Genomic DNA, 21,611 nt, shown 5'->3' with positions numbered 1-21,611 from the left:
TAGAAAAAGGTCTAACTCTTGTTAATAAGTTAGACCTTTTTATTAACTACTCATATTCGATATCTGATTCAGCACAATCTACTTCACAAGAATCTATTTGTTCATATTCATCGAATTTAACATTAATATCATTGCACTTAGGTATAAATTCTTTATAAATATCGGGTACCTCAATGCTTCCTTCATCTTCCCTGAAAGGAATTGACCATCTCTCAATTGCAAAATTAGCCAAATCCAATTCACGCTTTAATATATTTAGCTCTTTCCAAGATGAACCGTCAGTATAATTTGTTATATTCTTTTCAGAATTAGTTGCTTTCTTATGGGAGTAATAGTAGTCGCTATCCAAATCAATTATTTTTTTATCAATAGATTTTCTACCTAAAACAGAATTCCCCTTAGTAAGCACTAAATTACCTAATCGATTCACGTATTTGTCAGCAATCAATGCGTTTGGCCAATGTTTTTCCCACCAACCTGAATCTCTATGCTCTTGCGGCAAAATATGTTCAATAGAATTATCTTTTTCTTCATCAGAACGAGCCCAAGGTATACGTTGTACACCAGAAGCAGAAATACTCACCTCATATTCATACAGAAAATAATAAAGATATCCTAGCCAATTTTTATAGTTTAGATCGCCACTCATTAGTTTGCCAATAGAACTTTTTAAATTCGCACTAGAATTCAATAACTTCCCAAGTTCACTTATAATGAAGTCAGAACCTTTATTATTTTTTAATACTTGATTAGCAATATCTAGTATTACTTTTGAGTTTTTATCAACTCTGTATCTAGATAGAGCATGCATTCTAAATGTATATATCTCGCAAGCTCTACAGACCTTTTCAAACTCTTGCTTTCCATTCTCAGACTGAGCGGCTAAATAAGCTGCAGTTAATATTTTTTTAGTAACACCTTGCAATCCTAAATTATCAATAGAATCTAACCATTGTCCCGCAATTTTTGTGCAGAGATTATTATAATAATGTTCTTTATGTTTCGAATTAATAAATCCAAACGCTTCTGAATAAGTAACCCAATAATCTATGAAACCCTTAAAACTTCTTTCTTTTTGTGCATTATCACCTTCAAGAAGAGTTCGATACTCTTTAACAAAAGAGTCATGAACATCATTATTACCTGTATTAACTCCGTGGTATACAGAGTAAAGCTCTGCAATAAATGAGTTTTCCACATTGCGTGTGCTCACTTTAAATTTCTCAAGATTACTTATCGCAGAATACCATTTTTCTTCGGGCGCGATATCTAGAGATCTCTTATCAGAAATAAGTATACAGAAATTTTTAATCTTATCAAACTCTGTTAACGGCAATCCACGAGAGTTAATTGCATCAAATGTTAGATAACGATCAATTCGTGCGCTAGCCAGATCTACATCGATTATCTGAACTTGTTTACACACCTTATTCCTAAGTTCAATAAGTTCATCTCTTATTTGAATTTTGTCAACAATAGCTGCTATATGTTCTTTTGCTTTCTGCAGACATCTCATTGGAGGTGTTATTATGCCTGGTAAGGATGGAGCCCCTAATATATGATGCTTTAAGCATTCGTCTAAAGCTTTATTCTGATTTTCAATCCGAATGCTTATCGAACCTTTTTTATAAGTGATCAGTCTATTCAGACCATCTGATTCAACCGTTTCCTTCAGATCGACTTCAAGAAATCTTCTTCGTAACTCGTTTATGATTAATAAGAAAGTTGTCAGACGCTGTTGACCATCTTCTAAAATGTATTTGTAGGTAGGAGTTTTATCAATTTCATCTGTAAAATCATCACACTTCGTGCAAATCACTGTTCCGAGATAGTGTGACTGATCTCCCATTAAATCAAGATCGCTGAAAAGATCATCGATTTCTTTTGGAGTCCAACTATATCCACGTTGGTTCTTAGGGACGACATATACCCTTGAGCCAAACATTTTCTCTAAACTGATCATTTCCATATCCCCAAAGCGAGTTTAAGACTTACTTATACCAAGCCTTATACTAACTTGAAAATACTTCTACTTAATAAATGGAAAAAATGAAATTTCTAATGAATGTGAGTTAATCATACAAACTAGCTAGCTAGCTAGCTTATGGTGCCGAAGGCCGGACTCGAACCGGCACGTATTTCTACGGTTGATTTTGAATCAACTGCGTCTACCGATTTCGCCACTTCGGCACTGAAGGGGTATGCGGAAACGTTGTGGATTATACCTGTCGCGCGCCGCCATGCAAGCGACGACGCGCTAAACCCGCGCTAAGTGCCCAAAAAAACAGCGCCCATCGTCACTCTAGCTCCGAAACCGCCAGCCGAATCACGCCGGCGGCATGGCTTTCAGGCAGTTGCAGCACTTTGGCCCACATTTCCTGCACCATATCGCACGACAACTTCTCTTTGCCCGTCGCCTTGTCCGGCATCTGCAGTAGCTGAATATCCTCGCCGTACTTCGCGGCCAGCTCTTTCATGATCGGGCGCACGTCGGCGACGGCGGTGTCGCGCTCCTGCGCCGTCACGGTGTGGCGGTTTTTGCCGTAGGCGGCGCGCATCATGTCGGCGTCGGCCTGCATGCGGCGCTGCATCATCGGCTTATCCAGCACTCGCATCGGGTTAATGCCGCCCTTTACGTCCGGGTAGAGAAAGCGGAAACAGGCGTCGTCGCTCACCTTCTGAATGGCGGCGGTCTGTTCCATATTCGCCTTCATATAATCCACCACGTTCGCGTCCGGCGCGGTCTGCAGGCGCGACATCTGCAGGTGCAGGATCTGCGGTTGAATCACGTCGATGATCTGTTGCTCGGAATCCCCCTCTTTTTGCATCGCGAGGATCTGTTCACGGATGCGCTGCTGGAATGCGGGTTCTTGCTCCTTCAGCACCTGCCAGGCAGGCATACTGTTGAGCGTGGTGTCGAGTTGCTGTTCGGGGTTTTGTTGCAGGCGTTGTTTATCGTAATAGACCCAGCACGCCACGGCAGCGGCCAGTACGGCAACAATCACAATCGGTTTCCAGGCTCTCTTCATCGTCTCGCATCCTTTTGATCTGTCGGATTACACCGGCACGCCGCTATGAAAACGAAACTCACTGTCCGGTGTCGAGATAAGTGTGGCTTCAATTTCACCAAAAAGCTGTACGCGTGAAGAGATATCGTTGTCGCTTACCTGTTGAGCAAGCGTCAAATAGTCCTGGTAATGGCGTGCTTCCGAGCGCAGCAGCGACAGATAGAACTTCTGCAGGTCGTCGTCGAGGAATGGCGCCAGCGCGGCGAAACGCTCGCAGGAGCGCGCTTCGATGTACGCACCGCAAATCAGCTTGTCGATCAGCGTCAGCGGTTCGTGAGTGCGCACTTCCTTCAGCATCCCTTTGGCGTAGCGGCTGGCGGTGATTTTGACGTACGGAATATTGCGCGCCAGCATCGCCTCACGCACCTGCCAGAAGTGGTGCAGCTCCTCTTTAATCAGCAGCACCATACTGTCGATCAGCGCCTGACCCCACGGGTCGTCGGTTTTGGGCATCACGCTTTTACCAATCTGCTTATGCAGGGCGATAAAATCCGGTTCCGGCCCTTCGCGGAAGGTGAAGGCTTCATAGGGTTTGAGCCAGTCGAGCAGCGCGTCGGCCCCACTTTTGTCGGCGACATATTTACGCACCAGCAGGAGCGCCGTCTGTGCGGCTTTGAGTTCGCACACCATGTGATCGGTGAGCAGGAGCGGCAGGTTTGCCGGATCGCGGGCTTTATCAATCCATGCTTGCGGGGTTGGGCAGTGGAGGAAATTAAGAACGGGGGTGAGTATCTGCGGGTAGTCCATGATGAAACCTTACAAAGCGGCAGCCGAAGCTGCCGCAATACACCTTATCCTTCACGCTGCCTCTTCGTTGGCTGCCCTCGTTCACCCAGGTCACTTACCTGTGTAAGCTCGCTGGGACTCACTCGGTTGCCGCCTCGACGCAGCGTGAATGATGTTGTGTATTTTATTAATTAGTGGCGCACGCCGTCGTCATCTTCGTCGACGAAATCTTCATCGTCTTCGTCATCGCCGTCTTCGCCGTTTGGATCTTCGTAGTAGGTTCCCCAGCCGTCGTATTCCACTTCAAACTTCTCGGCCAGATCCATCAACTGCTCAACCTGCGCATCGATCAGCTCTGCTTTCAGCGCCCCTTCGCTCAGGATGTCGCAGCAGATGACGGTTTCGCCCTCTTCCACTTCCAGCTCTTCCGGCTCGGTCACTTCGTAACCCATTTTGAACGCTTCTACCGCCAGTTTCTCCAGCGATTCAAAGTCATCTGCAGAGAAATGGTGCTCGATGGTGTACAGCGCGTCCGGATCGCTGCCGTCTTCCAGCAGCTCTTCAATGATCAGGCGCGTCTCTTCGCGTTGCTCTTCCAGCAGTTCTGGGTTTGCCATGGCTCGTTCCTCTTTAAGTTCGGCAGATACTTCTATTTTCACACACGGACGTGTTTGCCTCCACCTAATGTAAGAAAGAATTGTTAAACAGGGTTGCAAATGAATATTCATACATATAAAGTGAATTTTAATTCAATAAGTGGCCTTTGCCATGTGAGGGTAACATGTCTGAACTGTATAAAAAGCACTTCCTGAAATTGCTCGATTTTACGCCTGCACAGCTCAACTATTTGCTGAAGCTCGCGGCAAAGCTTAAAGCGGATAAAAAAAATAATACTGAAGTTCAGTCGCTTACTGGCAAAAACATCGCGCTCATCTTCGAAAAAGACTCAACCCGTACACGATGCTCTTTCGAAGTTGCCGCATTTGACCAGGGCGCGCGCGTCACTTATCTCGGTCCGAGCGGCAGCCAGATTGGGCATAAAGAGTCAATTAAGGATACGGCCCGCGTACTCGGGCGGATGTACGACGGAATTCAGTATCGCGGCCACGGCCAGGAGGTGGTCGAAACCCTGGCGGAATATGCCGGTGTGCCGGTATGGAACGGGCTGACCAACGAGTTCCATCCTACCCAGCTGCTGGCGGATTTGCTGACCATGCAGGAGCACCTGCCGGGCAAAGCGTTTAACCAGATGACGCTGGTGTATGCGGGCGATGCGCGCAACAACATGGGCAACTCAATGCTGGAAGCGGCGGCGCTGGTCGGGCTGGATCTGCGTCTGGTCGCACCTAAAGCCTGCTGGCCGGAGGAGAGCCTGGTGGCGGAGTGCAGCGCGCTGGCGATGCAGAATGGCGGCAAAATCACCCTGACCGAAGATGTGATCGCCGGAGTGAAAGGTGCAGACTTCATCTATACCGACGTCTGGGTGTCGATGGGCGAGCCAAAAGAGAAGTGGGCGGAGCGTATCGCGCTGCTGCGTAACTATCAGGTGAATTGCGAAATGATGGCCCTGACGGGCAATCCGAACGTCAAGTTCCTGCACTGTCTGCCGGCGTTCCATGACGATCAAACGACCCTCGGCAAGCAGATGGCGAAAGAGTTCGATCTGCACGGCGGAATGGAAGTGACCGATAAAGTGTTTGAGTCGGCGGCGAGCATCGTCTTTGACCAGGCGGAAAACCGGATGCATACCATTAAAGCCGTCATGGTGGCGACACTTGCGGAGTAAGCCTTCACTCTCGCTTTCTCCACACGGCAGAAAGAATCAACCGCAAAAACGGCGACCTGGGGTTGCCGTTTTGCTTTTACCGCCATTCGATTGATTTTTCAGCGAAAAAAAGGTACTTTTTCACCTGAACTCCAGCGTGGACGGCCCTTAATTATGCCTATTATTCAGTCTGTTGAACGTGCCTTGCAGATCCTCGACCTGTTTAATGAACAGGCGACGGAGCTGAAGATCACTGACATCAGTAAACAGATGGGTTTGAGCAAAAGCACGCTTCACTCGCTGCTCAAAACGCTCCAGCTGCATGGCTATATCGATCAGAATCCGGAAAATGGCAAATATCGCCTCGGCATGAAACTGGTGGAGCGCGGCCATTTTGTGGTGAGCTCGATGGATATTCGCCAGAAGGCGAAAGGCTGGCTGACGGATCTGTCGCAGCGCACCGGGCAGACCACCCATCTGGGCATTCTCGACGGGCGCGAAGGCGTCTATATCGAGAAGATCGAAGGCAAGCTGGCAGCCATTGCCTATTCACGCATTGGTCGTCGTCTTCCTGTCCATGCGACTGCCATCGGGAAAGTGTTGATCGCCTGGCTCAACGATACCGACCTCAACGCCCTGCTCGAAGGCTATCAGTACACCTCTTTCACCCCGGCGACGATAACCTCGCGCGAGGCGTTGCTGGCAGCGCTGGCGCAAACCCGCGCCCAGGGTTACGCCCTTGATAGCGAAGAGAACGAACAGGGTGTGCGCTGCGTTTCGGTGCCGGTGTGGAATCATGAATCCCGCGTGATTGCGGCGCTGAGTCTTTCGACCTTAACCTCGCGGGTCGATGATGACGCGTTCGCCCGCTTCCGGGGAATGCTGGAAGAGGCCGGGTTGCAGCTCTCAAAAGCGCTGGGCTACCCGGCATGAAGCGTCACGCGGTGGCAGGCGTATAGCTGAAGTAATCAAAATCGGCATAACAGCCATCGCCGCTGATGTCTTCACAGTGCAGTCCGACAAACGCCCCCGTAAAGAACCCACGGCCGCCGATGTAATCATCCGACAGTTTCCACGCGTCATAGGTGACGGGCACGGTCTGCCACTGCTCGCCGTCAAACGAATAGCTGTAGCGATAAACTAAATGCTCGACGTCAACGCGCAGCCACACGCCCTGCGCGTCGTCCGGTACGGGGATCGGCTGCTCGTGCAGCGGCCACGACGGCACGTTCTGATCGAGCTGAATCACCTTGAGCGTCCTGCCCTTCCCTTCCTCGTAATCGACAAAGCAGTAGCTCCAGTTTTTGCTGTTGTAGTAGCAGGTTAACCCGGCACTTTGCTGGAAATGGCGCGGGGCAAACTCCATGCGCGTCTCGGCGCGAAACGCGAAATGCTGCCAGCGCCGCGCCACGGTGGACTGGGTGAAGGTCGAGTTGAGGGAGTCGTTGCCATACAGCCGCAGGAATCCCCGGCGTGCCGTCAGCGATCCGAGAGAATCGTCGAACGGAATGCGCAGGGTTTGCAGCTCCGGGTTAAGCGTTGATGTATCAAAATCATCGCGCCAGTTCGCCGTCGACACGCTTTGACTCTCCGTCATCTGCGGCCCCGGTACGTGGACCTGCGCGTGTTTCCCGCCCTCGACATAGGGCCAGCCGTCACGCCAGGTGATGCGTGCGATCCCGGTTTCACGCCCTAACGAACAGTACCCGCGTCCGCCAGAGGCCAGCAGCGGCACGCCCGGCAAACGCTGCGGTCGGCTGGTCAGATACGCCATATACCACTCGCCGGTGTGCGTCTCCAGCAGCGATCCGTGCCCGCTCTTTTGCAGCGGATTTTCCGGCAGATGCCAGCTGGTCATCATCGTCACTTCGGGGTGCAGCTCGTAAGGGCCATCGATGTTTTTGGATCGCAACACGACCACGGCATGTTCGTAGCTGGTGCCCCCCTCCGCAACCATCAGATAGTACCAGCCCTCCTTGCGATAGAGATGCGCCCCTTCCGTGTAGCACAGCGGCGTGCCGGTAAACAGCGTTTTGCGCTCCGGCGAAAGCCGCTGCGTCTGCGGGAAATACTCCTGCATCACGATGGTGTTATGCGGATTGCTGTGGTGGCGAGGCCCCCAGGGTCGGTAAATGTAATATTTGCGGCCATCGTTATCGTGGAACAGCGACGGATCAAAGCCACCGTTGCCCATCGGAATCGGCTCGCTCCACGGCCCTTCGATGGACGGCGCGGTGACGAGGAAATTTTTGCCATTTTTCCACGGTGAATCGACGATTTTCACGTCCGTGTACAGCAGCCAGAACTGCCCGTCGGCGTAGCTCAGACACGGCGCCCAGATGCCGCCAGAATCAGGATTGCCTTTCATATCCAGCATCGACACACGATCCAGCGGCGTGCTCACCAGCGACCAGTTTTTCAAATCGCGCGAGTGATAAATCCGCACGCCGGGGAACCACTCAAAGGTCGAGGTGGCAATGTAATACTCTTCGCCCTGACGGCACAGGGACGGGTCCGGGTTGAATCCGCTCAGAATCGGGTTAGTGATAGTGTACATAGCGTCTCCTTCTTAATGGGATGCCGCCGTCGCCGCAGCGGGAAGATCCTCGCCCTGCGCCGCACGGTGTTTAAGCAGTTGCTGGCTGATGGCCTCGACGCGGTCATCGCTGAGTTTGTAGAGCGTGAGCATGATGAACATGCCGACGTAGAGCACCACCGGAACCACGCAGAACAGGATTTTGATGGTGGTCAGCACTTCGATGGGCTGCACGCTGCTGCTGGCGGAGTAATTGACATAGGCGAGGATCCAGCCGACCACCGCGCCGCCAATCGCCAGGCCGATTTTCAGGCTGAACAGATAGGTAGAGAACACCAGCCCGTCCAGACGGCGGCCGCTGCGACTCTCTTCATAATCGACAACGTCGGAGGCCATCAGCCATTGCAGCGGCGTGGTGGTGTTAAAGACAAACAGGAACAGGATATTGAGGGCGAAAATCAGGCCGATATACGCCACCGGCGTGATGAAAATCAGCAGGCTGATCAGCGAGTACGCCACGATAATCCACTTGAACGATTTCACGCGGTCGAAGCGGCCTAACAGCCGGGATGAACAGAGCGAGCCAAACATGGTGGCGATGCTGCCGTAGAGTAAGAACTGCGTGGCCATCTCCGGATGATCCATCACGTATTTTACGAAATAGAGCGTGGCCCCACCGCGCACCACGTTCGAGCAGGTCGCCATCATTTTGAACGCGCACATAATCCGCCACTGGCTGTTGCCCCACAGCAGCTTCAAATCTTTTGATACCGACGAACCCGGCTGCACCTCAAAGGTATAACGCTCTTTGGTGGTGAAGAAGCATACGTAAAGCAGCACCACACCGCTCAGGCCGAGCACGCACATCGCGCCAAAGTAGCCCAACTGTTCGTTGCCTTTACCGATGATCCCCACCAGCGGCAGCGCAATCCCACTGATCGCCAGCGATCCCGCGGCGGCGAGGAAAAAACGCCACGACTGGAGCGCATGACGCTCTTTCGGATCGGCGGTGATCACCCCGGGCATGGCGCAATAAGGGACGTTCACGAAGGTGTAGACCAGCGTCAGCAGAATGTAGGTCACGCAGGCGTAGATGATTTTACCGTTGGCGGAAAAGTCCGGCGTGTAGAAGGTCAGCATGCAGACGACGCCAAACGGGATCGCGCCCCAGAGCAGGAACGGGCGGAACTGGCCGTGGCGCGTGCGGGTGCGATCCACCAGCAGCCCCATCAGCGGATCGGTGACGGCGTCGAGTATGCGCGACACTAAAAACAGCGTCCCCATAATGCCCGCCGATAAACCAAACACATCCGTATAAAAATAGGCCAGCAAAAACATCGTGGCCTGCCAGACAAAACCACAGGCGGTATCACCCAGCCCGTAGCCAATTTTATCTTTCATGGTTAATTGCATTATGACCCCCAACGCAGAAAGTGAAAAAGTGCAAACGTCAGGGACCTGTTCCAGGCAAAAGCAATACCTGGTGCATCGTCAGGAATACACCCTTTTTTCGTGTGCTGATCGGACTATTTCGTGTTAATTGAGTGTAAGTAAATGATCGATTAACCAGCAATGGTCATATCTTATTTATGAATTATGATATTTTGCTTTTGTGATAATCGTCGTTATATAACCACAAATTAAAAAATAGTTTTAGCTTTTATTTTTAATACCTTACGAAAACGTTCATTTATTAAGTATTGCTTTATTACAGGCGCAATAAAACCGCCCGTAAATAATCATCACAGGCAGTTAAATTTATTTTATGCTTTATATTCCGAGTGCTTTTTTACCGGCGTTAATCACCTCGATAATTTTATCGGTATCATAAATACAGCCTTTCCAGGTTCCGCCGCTCACCGACTGCAACGCCGCCCAAAGTCGCGTATCATCCGGCAAGAAATCGTGGGCATGCAACTCCGGGTGCGGTGCCCGACTAGCCAGCTCTGCAGCGCCCTCTTCCGGCGTAAGCGGATGTTGCGCCGTGCCGATAAAATTCACCCGGCCAGTTAACGAAAGCCTGTCCACCTCGATCTCGATGATGTCGTTATCGCGCAGCTTGCCAATCGGCCCACCGGCCAGCGCTTCGGGGGCCACGTGGCCAAAACAGGCGCCGGTCGATACGCCGGAGAAACGGGCGTCGGTGATCAGGGATACGGTCTTGCCCCAGGAGACGTGTTTTAGCGCCGAGGTCAGCTGGTAAGTCTCTTCCATTCCGGTACCGGACGGGCCTCCGCCGATAACGACCATGATATCGCCGCGCACGATCTCCCCGCTTTTGATGGCTTTGATTGCCCTCGCTTCGGAGACAAATACCCGCGCCCGGCCAGTATGACGATACACACCGTCCTCCCCCACCACCGACGGATCGATCGCCGTGGCTTTTATCACCGATCCTTCCGGCGCGATATTCCCCACCGGAAAGGCCACGGTGGAGGTCAGTCCGCGGGCTTTAGCCCGTTCCGGCGGCAGGATCACATCATCAGGATCAACACCGTCCTGCTCGCGCAAACACTGACGGAAACGTTCGCGACGCTCGGAGGCCTGCCACCAGTCGAGGTTTTCCCCGACCGTCTGGCCCGTCACCGTCATGGCATCCAGATGCAGCAGGCCAAGATCGCGCAGATGGAGCATCACTTCCGGCACGCCGCCCGCGAGGAACGCGCGCACGGTCGGGTGATAATCCGGTCCGTTCGGCAGCACGCTCACCAGGCGCGGCACGCTGCGGTTGATCCGCGTCCAGTGATCGACATCCGGGATCGTGCAACCCGCCGCATGGGCGATCGCAGGAATATGCAGCAGCAGATTGGTCGATCCACCAAACGCGGCGTGGATCACCATCGCGTTTTCAATGGCTTTGTCCGTCAGGATATCGCGCGTGGTAATCCCGCGATCGTCGAGCTGCGCCACAGCGCGGGCCGACTGGCGCGAAATTTCCAGCCACACATCCTGCCCGGATGGAGCCAGCGCTGAGTGTGGTAATGCCAGCCCGAGCGCTTCGGCCACTACCTGGGACGTTCCGGCGGTGCCCAAAAACTGGCAGCCACCGCCCGGTGAAGCACAGGCGCGGCAGCCCAGTTCAGCGGCTTCCTGTAATGAGAGTTCATGGTTAGCGTAGCGCGCGCCGATGGTCTGCACCTTTCCGGCATCTTCGCCGAACGTTGGCGGCAACGTCGCGCCACCCGGCACCAGAATGGTCGGCAGATGGTGCATGGAGGCGAGTGCAATCATGGTCGCGGGCAGGCCTTTGTCACAGGTGGCGACGCCAATCACCGCCCTGCGCGTGGGAAGCGAACGAATAAGACGACGGAAAACGATGGCGGCGTCATTGCGGTACGGCAGAGAATCAAACATCCCGTGCGTCCCTTGCGAGCGCCCGTCGCAGGGATCGCTGACAAAGGCCGCAAACGGAATTCCCCCGTTGCGAGTGATCTCTTTTGCCGCCGCCTGCATTTGCAGGCCGATTTCCCAGTGGCCGGTGTGATACCCAAGCGCCACCGGGCGGCCATCTCCTGCGCGAATCCCGCCCTGAGTGCCAATAATCAGCACCTCTTTACCCGTGAGTTTATTGGCGTCCCAGCCCATGCCCGCGTTCTGCGTCATACCAAACAGGTTGCCACTCGGCGACTCCATCAGCATTTGTGGCGTCAGCGGCAGCGCGCCCTGCGGCCCGGCCGCATGGGTGATAACGGAATAAAATGCATCATCCTGCGGGGTAAAAATCGTCTCTATCGCCATCTTATCCTTCCGGTTCAGCAGAGTTTCAGCTGTTGCAACAGCGATTTCAGCTGCGCCTTGCGTGACTCATCCAGCGGGCTGGCTGGCGGCAGCACATAGGTCGAAACCGGTCGCCCGCACAGAGAAATCGCCTCTTTGATCACATTCACAAACGGCGTATCGAGCTGATACATCTGTGGGATTTGCAACATCGTCTGGTGATAGTGCGCGGCCTGGGCCAGATCGCCGTCGCGGAACGCCTGCAGCAGTTTGACTGAGACCTGCGGCGCAAAGTTGCCGCTGGCCGAAATGGCCCCGTCGCCGCCCAGCAGCAGCGTATTGAACAGGTGATCGTCATACCCGCAGAGCACAGTGAAGTGCGGATGCGCCCCTTTCACGGTCTGGATCATGCTGCGCAAATGGGCCACAGAGTCGATGGTGTCTTTGATGCCGACAATATTGGCGCACGTATCGGCCAGCGTTTTCACCAGCGCGGGCGTTAAGTCCTGGCCGGTCAGCGCCGGGAAGTTATAGAGGATCACCGGGAGCGTCACGCTGGCAGCCACCTGCTGGTAATAGCGGATCAGATTCTGCTCGGACACTTTCCAGTAATAAGGGTTAATCACCACAATGCCATCGGCCCCCGCACGCTGGGCATGCTGGCTGAGTTCAATGGTTTCCCGGGCATTGGTTCCACCGGTGCCAATCAGCACCGGCACCCGGCGATTAACATGCTCAATCGCAAATTCGGCAATCGCTTTACGCTCGTCGGCGTTGAGCTGAGAAAACTCGCCCCCGCTGCCTAAAAAGAACAGTCCGTCGACGCCCGCATGAATCATGTCGTCGATGAGCGCGGCGGTGCCGGATTTATCGAGCTGGCCTTCGGCGGTGAAAAGGGTGGAGACAGGAGGAATAATCCCCGAGAACTGCACGGTCTGCTGCATGTGATCTCCCTGTTGATACAGTTTGTTCTACATTATAGAACAGCGTTCATTTATTTAACTCTCATACTAAGCCGCGACGCGCAAAGAGGTAAACCGGGAAAAATCAGTAAGGGGCGATTTTTTAGACTGGATCACGAAATGATGAAACGAGGGATAAAAGTTGTAGCCCGGTGAGCGAGGCGCCACCGGGCGAGGGAAATTAAGCCACCAGCATCTTCACAACGACCTTACGCACTTGCGCCGGGCTGCCCACCGCACACAGCGGTTTATGCACTTCGCCCGGGTAAAACACCACAAAATCCCCTTCGCTTAACACCACGGTTTTTTCCTGATCGCCTTCCGGCAGGAACGCGATGTCTTTATCCGCCAGCCAGTCGGTATCCGGCGTGCCGTGGGGCAGCGTGCTGAACGTCATCCCTTCCTGGCCTTTCATGATGATTTGAATGTCCAGATAGCGGGCATGGTACTCCGCGCGGCGCTCGGCGAACGGCTGCGTCATGTCTTCTGAGACCAGATAAAACAGGTTGTTGCCGTCGATATCGTGCTTGCCGAGCGGGGTAGCGTCGGTGACGTGCGCTTTGACGTGTTCGATAGCCTGGCGCAGCTTTTCCGGCAGCCAGGACTGGAGGTGATGAATGTTGCCAACGATCATGAGTAAACCCTCAATATAAAACAATGTTTCATTTTAAACTTTTATACGAGAATTCTCTCTGCCATACCACCCCTTTTTACACTCTCTTTGCGCCAGCGCATGTTTATCGGGAAATGTGTTATCCACCTGTTAAACCCTGCCAGGCAACTATGCACCGATTATGCATAACCACGGTCAGAGGCTTTGCGTAGATTCTTATAAGCCACTGATTTCGCGGTGCTAAGTAAAAAACGTCTTGTCGGGTCACAGTTTATCAATCCGTTTAATTTCAAATAATATGGATAGTTATTTATTAATTTAGCTTTGGACCAAAATAGTTAACGGAGATGAGTGCATATTCATTCTAAGTGAAATTTTTTATCCTTTTAAATCATGCCGTTAGTTATTTATGTCTGATTATTTCATTATACATAACAATAACAATCTCAAATAACCCCAGCCAATTATGCTTAATGATTCATTCCCGATTATAACCTAATTAAGCATAATCTGACGCGAATCATGCAATAGAAAACAAAGCCGACAATATCCGATCTCACGTGAGCCACATCACAAAATACAATTCTTAACTGCCTACTATGGGCCTTGAAATCAATTGAGCTTAAAGGGCTATGAATTAATAACGATTCATAGCACAGCCCTTTTTATTCTGAAAAAACAGTTAAAGGAATAATTATGGAAAAGCATTACGTCGGTTCTGAAATTGGTCAATTGCGTAGCGTTATGCTGCATCGCCCGAATTTAAGTCTGAAACGCTTAACGCCGTCGAATTGTCAGGAGCTGTTGTTCGATGACGTTTTGTCCGTCGAGCGGGCGGGTGAAGAGCACGATATCTTCGCAAACACCCTACGCGAGCAGGGAGTGGAAGTCCTGCTGCTAACCGATTTACTCACCCAAACGCTTGATAACAAAGACGCAAAAGCCTGGCTGCTGGACACCCAAATCTCTGACTATCGCCTTGGCCCCACCTTCGCCAACGACGTGCGCGGCTGGCTGGCGGATATGTCCCATCGCGAACTGGCCCGCCGTCTGAGCGGGGGGTTGACCTACGGCGAAATCCCGGCCTCGATTAAAAATATGGTGGTCGATACCCATACGGCGAATGATTTTATTATGAAACCGCTGCCCAACCATTTATTTACGCGCGACACCTCATGCTGGATTTATAACGGTGTTTCGATTAACCCGATGGCAAAACCGGCCCGTCAGCGTGAAACCAATAATCTGCGCGCAATATATCGCTGGCACCCGGCGTTTGCCGACGGTGATTTTATTAAATACTTTGGCGATGAGAATATTAATTACGATCACGCCACATTAGAGGGCGGCGACGTATTAGTGATTGGTCGCGGCGCCGTATTAATTGGCATGTCTGAACGCACCACTCCGCAGGGCGTCGAATTCCTGGCCCAAAGCCTGTTTAAACACCGCCAGGCCGAACGCGTAATTGCCGTCGAACTGCCGAAACACCGCTCCTGTATGCACCTCGACACGGTCATGACTCACATCGACGTCGATACCTTCTCCGTCTACCCGGAAGTAGTGCGCAAAGACGCCCAGTGCTGGACGCTCACCCCGGACGGTCGCGGCGGCCTGCTTCGCACCCAGGAAACTGACCTGCTCCACGCCCTCGAAAAAGCCCTCGGCGTTAATCAGATACGACTGATCACCACCGGCGGCGACGCTTTCGAAGCCGAACGCGAGCAGTGGAACGACGCCAACAACGTGCTGACCATTCGCCCCGGCGTGGTGATTGGCTACGAGCGCAACATCTGGACCAACGAGAAATACGACAAAGCCGGGATCACCGTGCTGCCGATTCCGGGCGACGAACTCGGACGCGGTCGCGGCGGTGCGCGCTGCATGAGCTGCCCGCTGGAACGCGACGGAATTTAAAGGAGCCATCATGGAAAGAAAACCCACTCTGGTCGTGGCGCTGGGCGGTAACGCGCTGCTCAAACGCGGCGAACCGCTGGAAGCGGACCTTCAGCGCCAGAACATCGAACTGGCGGCCCGCACTATCGCCGGACTCACCGCCCAGTGGCGCGTGGTGCTGGTCCACGGCAACGGGCCGCAGGTCGGGCTGCTGGCGCTGCAAAACAGCGCCTACGACAAGGTCACGCCCTATCCGCTCGACATTCTCGGGGCTGAAAGCCAGGGGATGATCGGCTACATGCTCCAGCAAGCGCTGAAAAACAACCTGCCGCAGCGCGAGGTGAGCGTCCTGCTGACGCAGGTCGAAGTCGATGGCAACGACCCGGCGTTTCGCAACCCGACCAAATACATCGGCCCGGTGTACAGCGAAGAGCAGGCCAACATCCTGCGGGCAGAAAAAGGCTGGGTGTTTAAAGCCGACGGCAGCTACTTCCGCCGCGTGGTGCCGTCGCCACAGCCGAAACGCATCGTTGAGAGCGACGCCATTACCGCCCTGATAGCGCGCGATCATCTGGTGATTTGCAACGGCGGCGGCGGCGTCCCGGTGGTGGAGAACGCCAACGGCTACCGCGGTATTGAAGCGGTCATCGACAAAGATCTCTCCGCCGCCCTGCTGGCCCGCCAGATTGAGGCCGACGCGCTGCTGATCCTCACGGACGCCGACGCGGTGTACCTCGACTGGGGCAAACCGACCCAACGCCCGCTGGCGCAGGTCTCTCCGGAGGTGCTCAAAACCCTGCAGTTCGACGCCGGTTCGATGGGGCCGAAAGTTGCCGCCTGCCGTGAATTTGTCGAGGCCTGCAACGGTATCGCCGGGATCGGCGCGCTGGCCGACGGTGCCGCGATTCTGGCAGGCGACAAGGGGACGTTGATTCGCAATTGATTCCTATTTTTCCCTTCACCCTGCTCCTGGCATTTCCCCTCTCCCGTTAAGAGAGGGGCGGGTGGAGGGCACCAGACAGCTCAACATTTAACAAGGATCGCCACATGACCATTAACCTGAAAAACCGCAACTTCCTCAAACTGCTGGACTACACCCCGGCAGAAATCCAGTACCTGATCGATCTGGCCATCGACCTGAAAGCCGCCAAAAAAGCCGGGCGTGAAAAGCAGACCTTAGTCGGCAAAAACATCGCCCTGATCTTCGAAAAAACCTCCACCCGCACGCGCTGCGCCTTTGAAGTGGGCGCCTTTGACCAGGGCGCGCAGGTCACCTACCTCGGCCCAAGCGGATCGCAGATTGGCCACAAAGAGTCGATGAAAGACACCGCCCGCGTGCTGGGCCGCATGTATGACGGCATCGAATATCGCGGCTATGGCCAGGCCATCGTCGAAGAGCTGGGCGAATACGCGGGCGTGCCGGTGTGGAACGGGCTGACCGATGAATTCCACCCGACGCAAATCCTCGCCGATCTGATGACCATGCTCGAACACGCGCCGGGCAAAACCCTGCCGGAGCTGAGCTTCGCCTATCTGGGCGACGCGCGGAACAACATGGGCAACTCCCTGATGGTCGGCGCAGCGAAGATGGGCATGGATATCCGTCTGGTGGCGCCGAAATCCTTCTGGCCGGAAGCCGGGCTGGTCGAGCAGTGCCGCGCCATCGCCAAAGAGACCGGCGCACGCATCACCCTGACGGACGACGTGAATGAGGGCGTTCACGGCACCGATTTCCTCTACACCGACGTGTGGGTGTCGATGGGCGAACCGAAAGAGGCCTGGGCAGAGCGTGTAAGCCTGATGAAACCGTATCAGATCAACGGCGACGTCATGAAAGCCACCGGCAATCCGAACGTGAAATTCATGCACTGCCTGCCCGCGTTCCACAACGAACACACCAAAGTGGGCCGTGAAATCGAAATGGCGTACGGCCTGAAAGGGCTGGAGGTGACGGAAGAGGTCTTCGAATCCCCGAACTCTATCGTCTTCGACGAAGCAGAGAACCGCATGCACACCATTAAAGCGGTCATGGTGGCGACACTCGGCGACTAATCACCGCCCGGCGCGGCCACAGGCTGCGCCGGGGCAAGGAGAACATCATGGGCAAGTTCAAATTTCCTTCCGCTTACACCATTCTCTTTTTCCTGATCGCCGTGGTCGCCGCCCTGAGCTGGATTGTTCCGGCCGGGCAGTACCAGATGGCAATGAATGCCGCCCTCGGCAAAGAAGTGCCCATTGCCGGAACCTACGCACACGTCGCCGCGCATCCGCAGGGGATTGTTGCGGTGCTGATGGCGCCGATCGCCGGGTTGTACGATCCTGAGTCCGGCCAGGCGGGGGCGATCGACGTCGCGCTGTTTATTCTGATCATCGGCGGTTTTCTCGGGATCGTCACCAAAACCGGGGCGATTGATGCCGGGATTGAACGCGTCACCACCCGGCTGCGCGGTCGCGAAGAGTGGATGATCCCGATCCTGATGGCGCTGTTCGCCGCCGGTGGGACCATTTACGGCATGGCGGAAGAGTCGCTGCCGTTCTACACGCTGTTAGTGCCGGTGATGCTTGCCGCCCGTTTCGACCCGGTGGTCGCCGCCTCCACGGTGCTACTCGGCGCGGGGATCGGCACGCTCGGTTCAACCATTAACCCCTTCGCTACGGTCATCGCCGCCAACGCCGCGGGGATTCCGTTCACCAACGGGATCGCCCTGCGCGTCGCCCTGCTGGCGATCGGCTGGATCATCTGCGTGTGGTGGGTGATGCGTTACGCCCGCAAGGTGCGCCAGGACCCGTCCCTGTCGATTGTCGCCGACAAAGAGGCTGAGAACCGTGCGCATTTCCTCGGCGATAAAGGCCAGCAGTCGCTGGAATTTACCCCGGTGCGCAAAGTGATTCTGGTGATTTTCGCCCTCGCCTTCGCGGTGATGATCTACGGCGTGGCGGTGCTCGGCTGGTGGATGGCAGAGATCTCAGCAGTCTTCCTCGCCAGCGCCATTATCGTCGGCCTGATCGCCCGCATGAGCGAAGAAGAGCTGACATCAACATTTATCAACGGGGCGCGGGATTTGCTGGGCGTCGCGCTGATTATTGGTATTGCGCGCGGTATCGTAGTCATCATGGATAAGGGCATGATTACGCACACGATTTTGCACAGTGCCGAAGGCCTGGTGACCGGACTGTCAACGGTGGCGTTTATCAACGTGATGTACTGGCTGGAAGTGGTGCTGTCGTTTCTGGTGCCATCTTCCTCGGGCCTTGCCGTTCTGACGATGCCGATCATGGCACCGCTTGCCGATTTCGCTAACGTCAACCGCGACCTGGTCGTGACGGCGTACCAGTCAGCCTCCGGGATTGTCAATCTGGTCACACCGACGTCCGCCGTGGTGATGGGGGGTCTTGCGATCGCGCGCGTACCCTACGTGCGTTATCTCAAGTGGGTCGCCCCGCTGCTGGGTATTTTGACGGTGGTGATCATGGTGGCGTTGAGCCTGGGTGCGCTTATCTGATTTGCCGGATGGTGCTGCGCTTATCCGGCCTGCGGTAATCTTTTTGTAGGCCCGGTAAGCGTTGCGCCACCGGGCATTTTTTGTTGGCAACAGAGATGGGAACCAGATGATGGAATATGGAGAATACTCCCCAAAAGAACAGCTTCAGCTCGCGGTATGCCAGAGCCTGATCAGCGAAAACAGCTACCTTTCTCAGGAAGAGATCCGCCGCGACCTTCAGGAACGGGGGTTTGACAGCATCAGCCAGTCGAGCGTCTCCCGGCTGCTGAAATTGCTAGGTGTCATAAAAATTCGAAATGCCAAAGGACAAAAGATTTATTCGATGAATCCGCAGTTGCGCCCTGCGCCGGATGCAGCCCGTTCGATCTCCGAAATGGTGGTCAGCGTGGAGCACAATAGCGAATTTATCCTTATCCATACCGTCGCCGGATACGGGCGCGCCGTGGCGCGAATTCTGGATTATCACCAGTTACCGGAAATTTTAGGTGTGGTGGCCGGAAGCAGTATTGTCTGGGTCGCGCCCCGCGTAGTAAAGCGCACGGCGCTGGTACATAAGCAAATTAATTATCTACTCAGAACGCATTAATATTCAAATAGAACCGTTTGCACTGAGTAAAGTGTGCATTAATCGCTTGATCAGAAAATCGAGCTGAGTATAATGCCCGACAATTTGCCGGGAGGAAGTCATGGTCAAGCGTGTACGACATACAGTCATACCGCGTCTGAAAACAGACGCTGGCCTGCCGTTTTTCTTCCCGTTGATAACCCTATTCCCAGAGCCCCTCATTTGAGGGGCTTTTTTTTGCCCGGCGTCAGGAGATAAACATGAATCCGCTTTATCAAAAACACATCATTTCCATCAATGACCTCAGCCGCGAAGAGCTGGAACTGGTTCTGGATACCGCGGCAAAACTGAAGGCCAACCCACAGCCTGAGCTGCTGAAGCACAAAGTGATCGCCAGCTGCTTCTTTGAAGCCTCCACCCGCACCCGTCTGTCGTTCGAGACCTCCATGCACCGTCTCGGCGCGAGCGTGGTCGGATTCTCTGACAGCAGCAATACGTCGCTGGGCAAAAAAGGCGAGACGCTGGCGGATACCATCTCCGTCATCAGCACCTACGTGGACGCGATTGTCATGCGCCACCCGCAGGAAGGCGCAGCGCGTCTGGCGACCGAGTTCTCCGGCGGTATTCCGGTGCTGAATGCCGGTGACGGTGCGAACCAGCATCCAACGCAGACCTTGCTGGATCTCTTCACCATCCAGGAAACGCAGGGGCGTCTGGAAAATCTGCACATCGCCATGGTCGGGGATCTGAAATATGGCCGCACCGTCCACTCGCTGGCCCAGGCGCTGGCGAAATTTAACGGCAACCGCTTCTACTTTATCGCCCCGGCGGCGCTGGCGATGCCGCAATACATTCTCGATATGCTCGACGAAAAAGGCATCCAGTGGAGCCAGCACGCCAGCATTGAAGAGGTGATGGGTGAAGTGGACGTGCTGTACATGACGCGCGTGCAGAAAGAGCGCCTCGACCCGTCCGAGTACGCGAACGTCAAAGCGCAGTTCATCCTGCGTGCCAGCGACCTCGAAGGCGCACGCCCGAACATGAAAGTGCTGCACCCGCTGCCGCGCATCGACGAAATTGCCACCGACGTGGATAAGACGCCGCACGCCTGGTATTTCCAGCAGGCAGGCAACGGCATCTTCGCTCGCCAGGCGTTACTGGCACTGGTTCTGAATCGCGAATTCGTTCTGTAAGGGGAAATGACAATGACACATGATAATAAACTCCAGGTTGAAGCCATCAAACGTGGCACCGTGATTGACCATATCCCTGCGCAGGTGGGCTTTAAACTGCTGACGCTGTTCAAGCTGACCGAAACCGACCAGCGCATCACCATTGGCCTGAACCTGCCGTCCGGCGAGATGGGCCGCAAAGACCTGATCAAAATCGAGAACACCTTCCTGACCGACGAGCAGGTCAACCAGCTCTCCCTGTACGCGCCGGACGCGACGGTGAACCGCATCGACGATTACGAAGTGGTGGGCAAATCGCGCCCGAACTTACCGGAACGCATCGAGCACGTGCTGATCTGCCCAAACAGCAACTGCATCAGTCATGCTGAGCCAGTGTCGTCCAGTTTTGCAGTGAAAAAACGGGCGAATGACATCGCACTCAAATGCAAATATTGCGAAAAAGAGTTTTCTCATTATGTGGTGCTGGCCAACTAATCGAGGTTGGCATTGAGATCTCGGCCTTCTGTTACACGAAATCATTCGCGCCGCCTCAAGGCCAAATTTCTCCGGAAGCAGAGGAAACTCTGTGACCGGGGTATGAGGACGCGGCCAACGAAGAGGCGGCGTGAAGGATGATGTGTATAATGGCCGGGACCCTTCTTAACGCTGTAATCCTGGAGAAAATATGAGCAAAGTACTTGCGACGGAAAATGCACCAGCGGCTATCGGTCCTTACGTTCAGGGCGTAGATCTCGGCAGCATGATTATCACTTCCGGTCAGATCCCGGTGAACCCAAAAACCGGCGAAGTGCCGGAAGATGTGGCGGCGCAGGCTCGTCAGTCACTGGAAAACGTGAAAGCGATCGTTGAATCCGCGGGCCTGAAAGTGGGCGATATCGTGAAAACGACCGTATTCGTCAAAGATCTGAACGATTTCGCGACCGTTAACGCCACTTACGAAGCGTTCTTCAACGAGCACGACGCAACCTTCCCGGCGCGTTCTTGCGTAGAAGTCGCGCGTCTGCCAAAAGACGTGAAGATTGAGATTGAGGCGATTGCAGTTCGTCGCTGATCGATGTGCCCTCTCC

At 54.1% G+C, this 21,611-nt stretch carries 21 protein-coding genes and 1 tRNA gene; 12 read left to right on the top strand and 10 right to left on the bottom strand.

Features of this window, described 5'->3' with window-relative positions:
* Positions 1-46 precede the first annotated feature (46 nt).
* From C0560_RS02940 to rraB, 5 genes are all read right to left on the bottom strand, one after another.
* Entirely contained in the window at positions 47-1,963 is a 1,917-nt protein-coding gene (locus tag C0560_RS02940; RefSeq protein WP_248859591.1) for a DUF262 domain-containing protein, read from the bottom strand.
* 142 nt (positions 1,964-2,105) lie between these two features.
* Positions 2,106-2,190 (bottom strand) — tRNA-Leu (locus C0560_RS02935).
* 107 nt (positions 2,191-2,297) lie between these two features.
* Complete coding sequence (locus tag C0560_RS02930) at positions 2,298-3,029, bottom strand: topoisomerase II (protein WP_100777803.1); 732 nt, start codon at positions 3,027-3,029, stop codon at positions 2,298-2,300.
* Positions 3,030-3,056: 27 nt separating this feature from the next.
* On the bottom strand, positions 3,057-3,815 hold the full coding sequence (miaE, locus tag C0560_RS02925; protein ID WP_123429573.1) for a tRNA isopentenyl-2-thiomethyl-A-37 hydroxylase MiaE: 759 nt from the start codon (positions 3,813-3,815) through the stop codon (positions 3,057-3,059).
* 170 nt (positions 3,816-3,985) lie between these two features.
* Entirely contained in the window at positions 3,986-4,411 is a 426-nt protein-coding gene (rraB, locus tag C0560_RS02920) for a ribonuclease E inhibitor RraB (protein WP_100777805.1), read from the bottom strand.
* A gap of 99 nt (positions 4,412-4,510) precedes the next feature.
* Here rraB and C0560_RS20990 point away from each other — a divergent pair, with 99 nt between their 5' ends.
* From C0560_RS20990 to C0560_RS02905, 3 genes are all read left to right on the top strand, one after another.
* Positions 4,511-4,606, top strand: coding sequence for a hypothetical protein (locus C0560_RS20990; RefSeq protein ID WP_248859589.1), 96 nt, complete (start codon positions 4,511-4,513; stop codon positions 4,604-4,606).
* On the top strand, positions 4,576-5,580 hold the full coding sequence (gene argF, locus C0560_RS02910) for an ornithine carbamoyltransferase (RefSeq protein ID WP_248859588.1): 1,005 nt from the start codon (positions 4,576-4,578) through the stop codon (positions 5,578-5,580). The genes C0560_RS20990 and argF (C0560_RS02910) overlap by 31 nt, the downstream gene beginning before the upstream one ends.
* Positions 5,581-5,733: 153 nt before the next feature.
* The gene (locus tag C0560_RS02905) at positions 5,734-6,492 is read left to right on the top strand and encodes an IclR family transcriptional regulator (protein WP_248859586.1); all 759 of its coding nucleotides are present in this window, start codon (positions 5,734-5,736) and stop codon (positions 6,490-6,492) included.
* A 4-nt stretch (positions 6,493-6,496) separates the two neighbouring features.
* On the opposite strand, the gene C0560_RS02900 is transcribed toward C0560_RS02905, so the two are convergent.
* From C0560_RS02900 to C0560_RS02880, 5 genes are all read right to left on the bottom strand, one after another.
* Entirely contained in the window at positions 6,497-8,116 is a 1,620-nt protein-coding gene (locus tag C0560_RS02900; RefSeq protein WP_248859584.1) for a glycoside hydrolase family 43 protein, read from the bottom strand.
* 12 nt (positions 8,117-8,128) lie between these two features.
* A complete protein-coding gene (locus tag C0560_RS02895; RefSeq protein ID WP_248860248.1) occupies positions 8,129-9,511 on the bottom strand; it encodes a glycoside-pentoside-hexuronide (GPH):cation symporter in 1,383 nt (460 codons plus the stop codon).
* A 354-nt stretch (positions 9,512-9,865) separates the two neighbouring features.
* On the bottom strand, positions 9,866-11,833 hold the full coding sequence (locus tag C0560_RS02890) for a YjhG/YagF family D-xylonate dehydratase (RefSeq protein WP_248859583.1): 1,968 nt from the start codon (positions 11,831-11,833) through the stop codon (positions 9,866-9,868).
* Between the two features lie 14 nt (positions 11,834-11,847).
* On the bottom strand, positions 11,848-12,756 hold the full coding sequence (locus tag C0560_RS02885) for a dihydrodipicolinate synthase family protein (RefSeq protein ID WP_123429577.1): 909 nt from the start codon (positions 12,754-12,756) through the stop codon (positions 11,848-11,850).
* A 199-nt stretch (positions 12,757-12,955) separates the two neighbouring features.
* Entirely contained in the window at positions 12,956-13,408 is a 453-nt protein-coding gene (locus tag C0560_RS02880) for a YhcH/YjgK/YiaL family protein (protein ID WP_248859582.1), read from the bottom strand.
* Positions 13,409-14,083: 675 nt separating this feature from the next.
* Here C0560_RS02880 and arcA point away from each other — a divergent pair.
* The 9 genes from arcA to C0560_RS02830 all read left to right on the top strand — a co-directional run bounded on the left by arcA (position 14,084) and on the right by C0560_RS02830 (position 21,595).
* Positions 14,084-15,304, top strand: a complete 1,221-nt coding sequence (gene arcA, locus C0560_RS02875) for an arginine deiminase (protein WP_100777812.1) — start codon at positions 14,084-14,086, stop codon at positions 15,302-15,304.
* 10 nt (positions 15,305-15,314) lie between these two features.
* Positions 15,315-16,226: a carbamate kinase gene (gene arcC / locus C0560_RS02870; protein ID WP_248859581.1), complete on the top strand. Its 912-nt coding sequence runs from the start codon at positions 15,315-15,317 to the stop codon at positions 16,224-16,226.
* A gap of 104 nt (positions 16,227-16,330) precedes the next feature.
* A complete protein-coding gene (gene argF / locus C0560_RS02865) occupies positions 16,331-17,335 on the top strand; it encodes an ornithine carbamoyltransferase (protein WP_100777814.1) in 1,005 nt (334 codons plus the stop codon).
* Positions 17,336-17,382: 47 nt separating this feature from the next.
* A complete protein-coding gene (locus tag C0560_RS02860) occupies positions 17,383-18,786 on the top strand; it encodes a YfcC family protein (RefSeq protein WP_100777815.1) in 1,404 nt (467 codons plus the stop codon).
* A 106-nt stretch (positions 18,787-18,892) separates the two neighbouring features.
* A complete protein-coding gene (locus C0560_RS02855; RefSeq protein ID WP_095280563.1) occupies positions 18,893-19,372 on the top strand; it encodes an arginine repressor in 480 nt (159 codons plus the stop codon).
* Positions 19,373-19,472: 100 nt separating this feature from the next.
* Complete coding sequence (locus C0560_RS02845; protein ID WP_095280562.1) at positions 19,473-19,577, top strand: pyrBI operon leader peptide; 105 nt, start codon at positions 19,473-19,475, stop codon at positions 19,575-19,577.
* A 34-nt stretch (positions 19,578-19,611) separates the two neighbouring features.
* Positions 19,612-20,544: an aspartate carbamoyltransferase gene (gene pyrB, locus C0560_RS02840; protein WP_100777816.1), complete on the top strand. Its 933-nt coding sequence runs from the start codon at positions 19,612-19,614 to the stop codon at positions 20,542-20,544.
* A gap of 12 nt (positions 20,545-20,556) precedes the next feature.
* Positions 20,557-21,018, top strand: coding sequence for an aspartate carbamoyltransferase regulatory subunit (pyrI, locus tag C0560_RS02835; protein ID WP_100777817.1), 462 nt, complete (start codon positions 20,557-20,559; stop codon positions 21,016-21,018).
* A 190-nt stretch (positions 21,019-21,208) separates the two neighbouring features.
* Positions 21,209-21,595: an enamine/imine deaminase gene (locus C0560_RS02830; RefSeq protein WP_100777818.1), complete on the top strand. Its 387-nt coding sequence runs from the start codon at positions 21,209-21,211 to the stop codon at positions 21,593-21,595.
* Positions 21,596-21,611 lie beyond the last annotated feature (16 nt).

It is taken from the genome of Lelliottia sp. AC1 (genome assembly GCF_023278595.1).
Classification (GTDB): domain Bacteria; phylum Pseudomonadota; class Gammaproteobacteria; order Enterobacterales; family Enterobacteriaceae; genus Enterobacter; species Enterobacter nimipressuralis.
The sequence above is the reverse complement of the archived record's forward strand: the minus strand, read 5'-3'. Positions and strand labels throughout refer to the sequence as shown.

Bases quoted from the DNA above. Each gene is read 5' to 3' on its own strand.
- miaE (WP_123429573.1), bottom strand. From the start codon at position 3,815: ATGGACTACCCGCAGATACTCACCCCCGTTCTTAATTTCCTCCACTGC.
- pyrI (WP_100777817.1), top strand. From the start codon at position 20,557: ATGACACATGATAATAAACTCCAGGTTGAAGCCATCAAACGTGGCACC.
- C0560_RS02860 (WP_100777815.1), top strand. From the start codon at position 17,383: ATGGGCAAGTTCAAATTTCCTTCCGCTTACACCATTCTCTTTTTCCTG.
- argF (WP_100777814.1), top strand. From the start codon at position 16,331: ATGACCATTAACCTGAAAAACCGCAACTTCCTCAAACTGCTGGACTAC.
- C0560_RS02830 (WP_100777818.1), top strand. From the start codon at position 21,209: ATGAGCAAAGTACTTGCGACGGAAAATGCACCAGCGGCTATCGGTCCT.
- arcC (WP_248859581.1), top strand. From the start codon at position 15,315: ATGGAAAGAAAACCCACTCTGGTCGTGGCGCTGGGCGGTAACGCGCTG.
- C0560_RS02940 (WP_248859591.1), bottom strand. From the start codon at position 1,963: ATGATCAGTTTAGAGAAAATGTTTGGCTCAAGGGTATATGTCGTCCCT.
- C0560_RS02890 (WP_248859583.1), bottom strand. From the start codon at position 11,833: ATGGCGATAGAGACGATTTTTACCCCGCAGGATGATGCATTTTATTCC.
- arcA (WP_100777812.1), top strand. From the start codon at position 14,084: ATGGAAAAGCATTACGTCGGTTCTGAAATTGGTCAATTGCGTAGCGTT.
- C0560_RS20990 (WP_248859589.1), top strand. From the start codon at position 4,511: ATGAATATTCATACATATAAAGTGAATTTTAATTCAATAAGTGGCCTT.
- C0560_RS02885 (WP_123429577.1), bottom strand. From the start codon at position 12,756: ATGCAGCAGACCGTGCAGTTCTCGGGGATTATTCCTCCTGTCTCCACC.
- rraB (WP_100777805.1), bottom strand. From the start codon at position 4,411: ATGGCAAACCCAGAACTGCTGGAAGAGCAACGCGAAGAGACGCGCCTG.
- C0560_RS02905 (WP_248859586.1), top strand. From the start codon at position 5,734: ATGCCTATTATTCAGTCTGTTGAACGTGCCTTGCAGATCCTCGACCTG.
- pyrB (WP_100777816.1), top strand. From the start codon at position 19,612: ATGAATCCGCTTTATCAAAAACACATCATTTCCATCAATGACCTCAGC.
- C0560_RS02930 (WP_100777803.1), bottom strand. From the start codon at position 3,029: ATGAAGAGAGCCTGGAAACCGATTGTGATTGTTGCCGTACTGGCCGCT.
- argF (WP_248859588.1), top strand. From the start codon at position 4,576: ATGTCTGAACTGTATAAAAAGCACTTCCTGAAATTGCTCGATTTTACG.
- C0560_RS02855 (WP_095280563.1), top strand. From the start codon at position 18,893: ATGATGGAATATGGAGAATACTCCCCAAAAGAACAGCTTCAGCTCGCG.
- C0560_RS02880 (WP_248859582.1), bottom strand. From the start codon at position 13,408: ATGATCGTTGGCAACATTCATCACCTCCAGTCCTGGCTGCCGGAAAAG.
- C0560_RS02845 (WP_095280562.1), top strand. From the start codon at position 19,473: ATGGTCAAGCGTGTACGACATACAGTCATACCGCGTCTGAAAACAGAC.
- C0560_RS02900 (WP_248859584.1), bottom strand. From the start codon at position 8,116: ATGTACACTATCACTAACCCGATTCTGAGCGGATTCAACCCGGACCCG.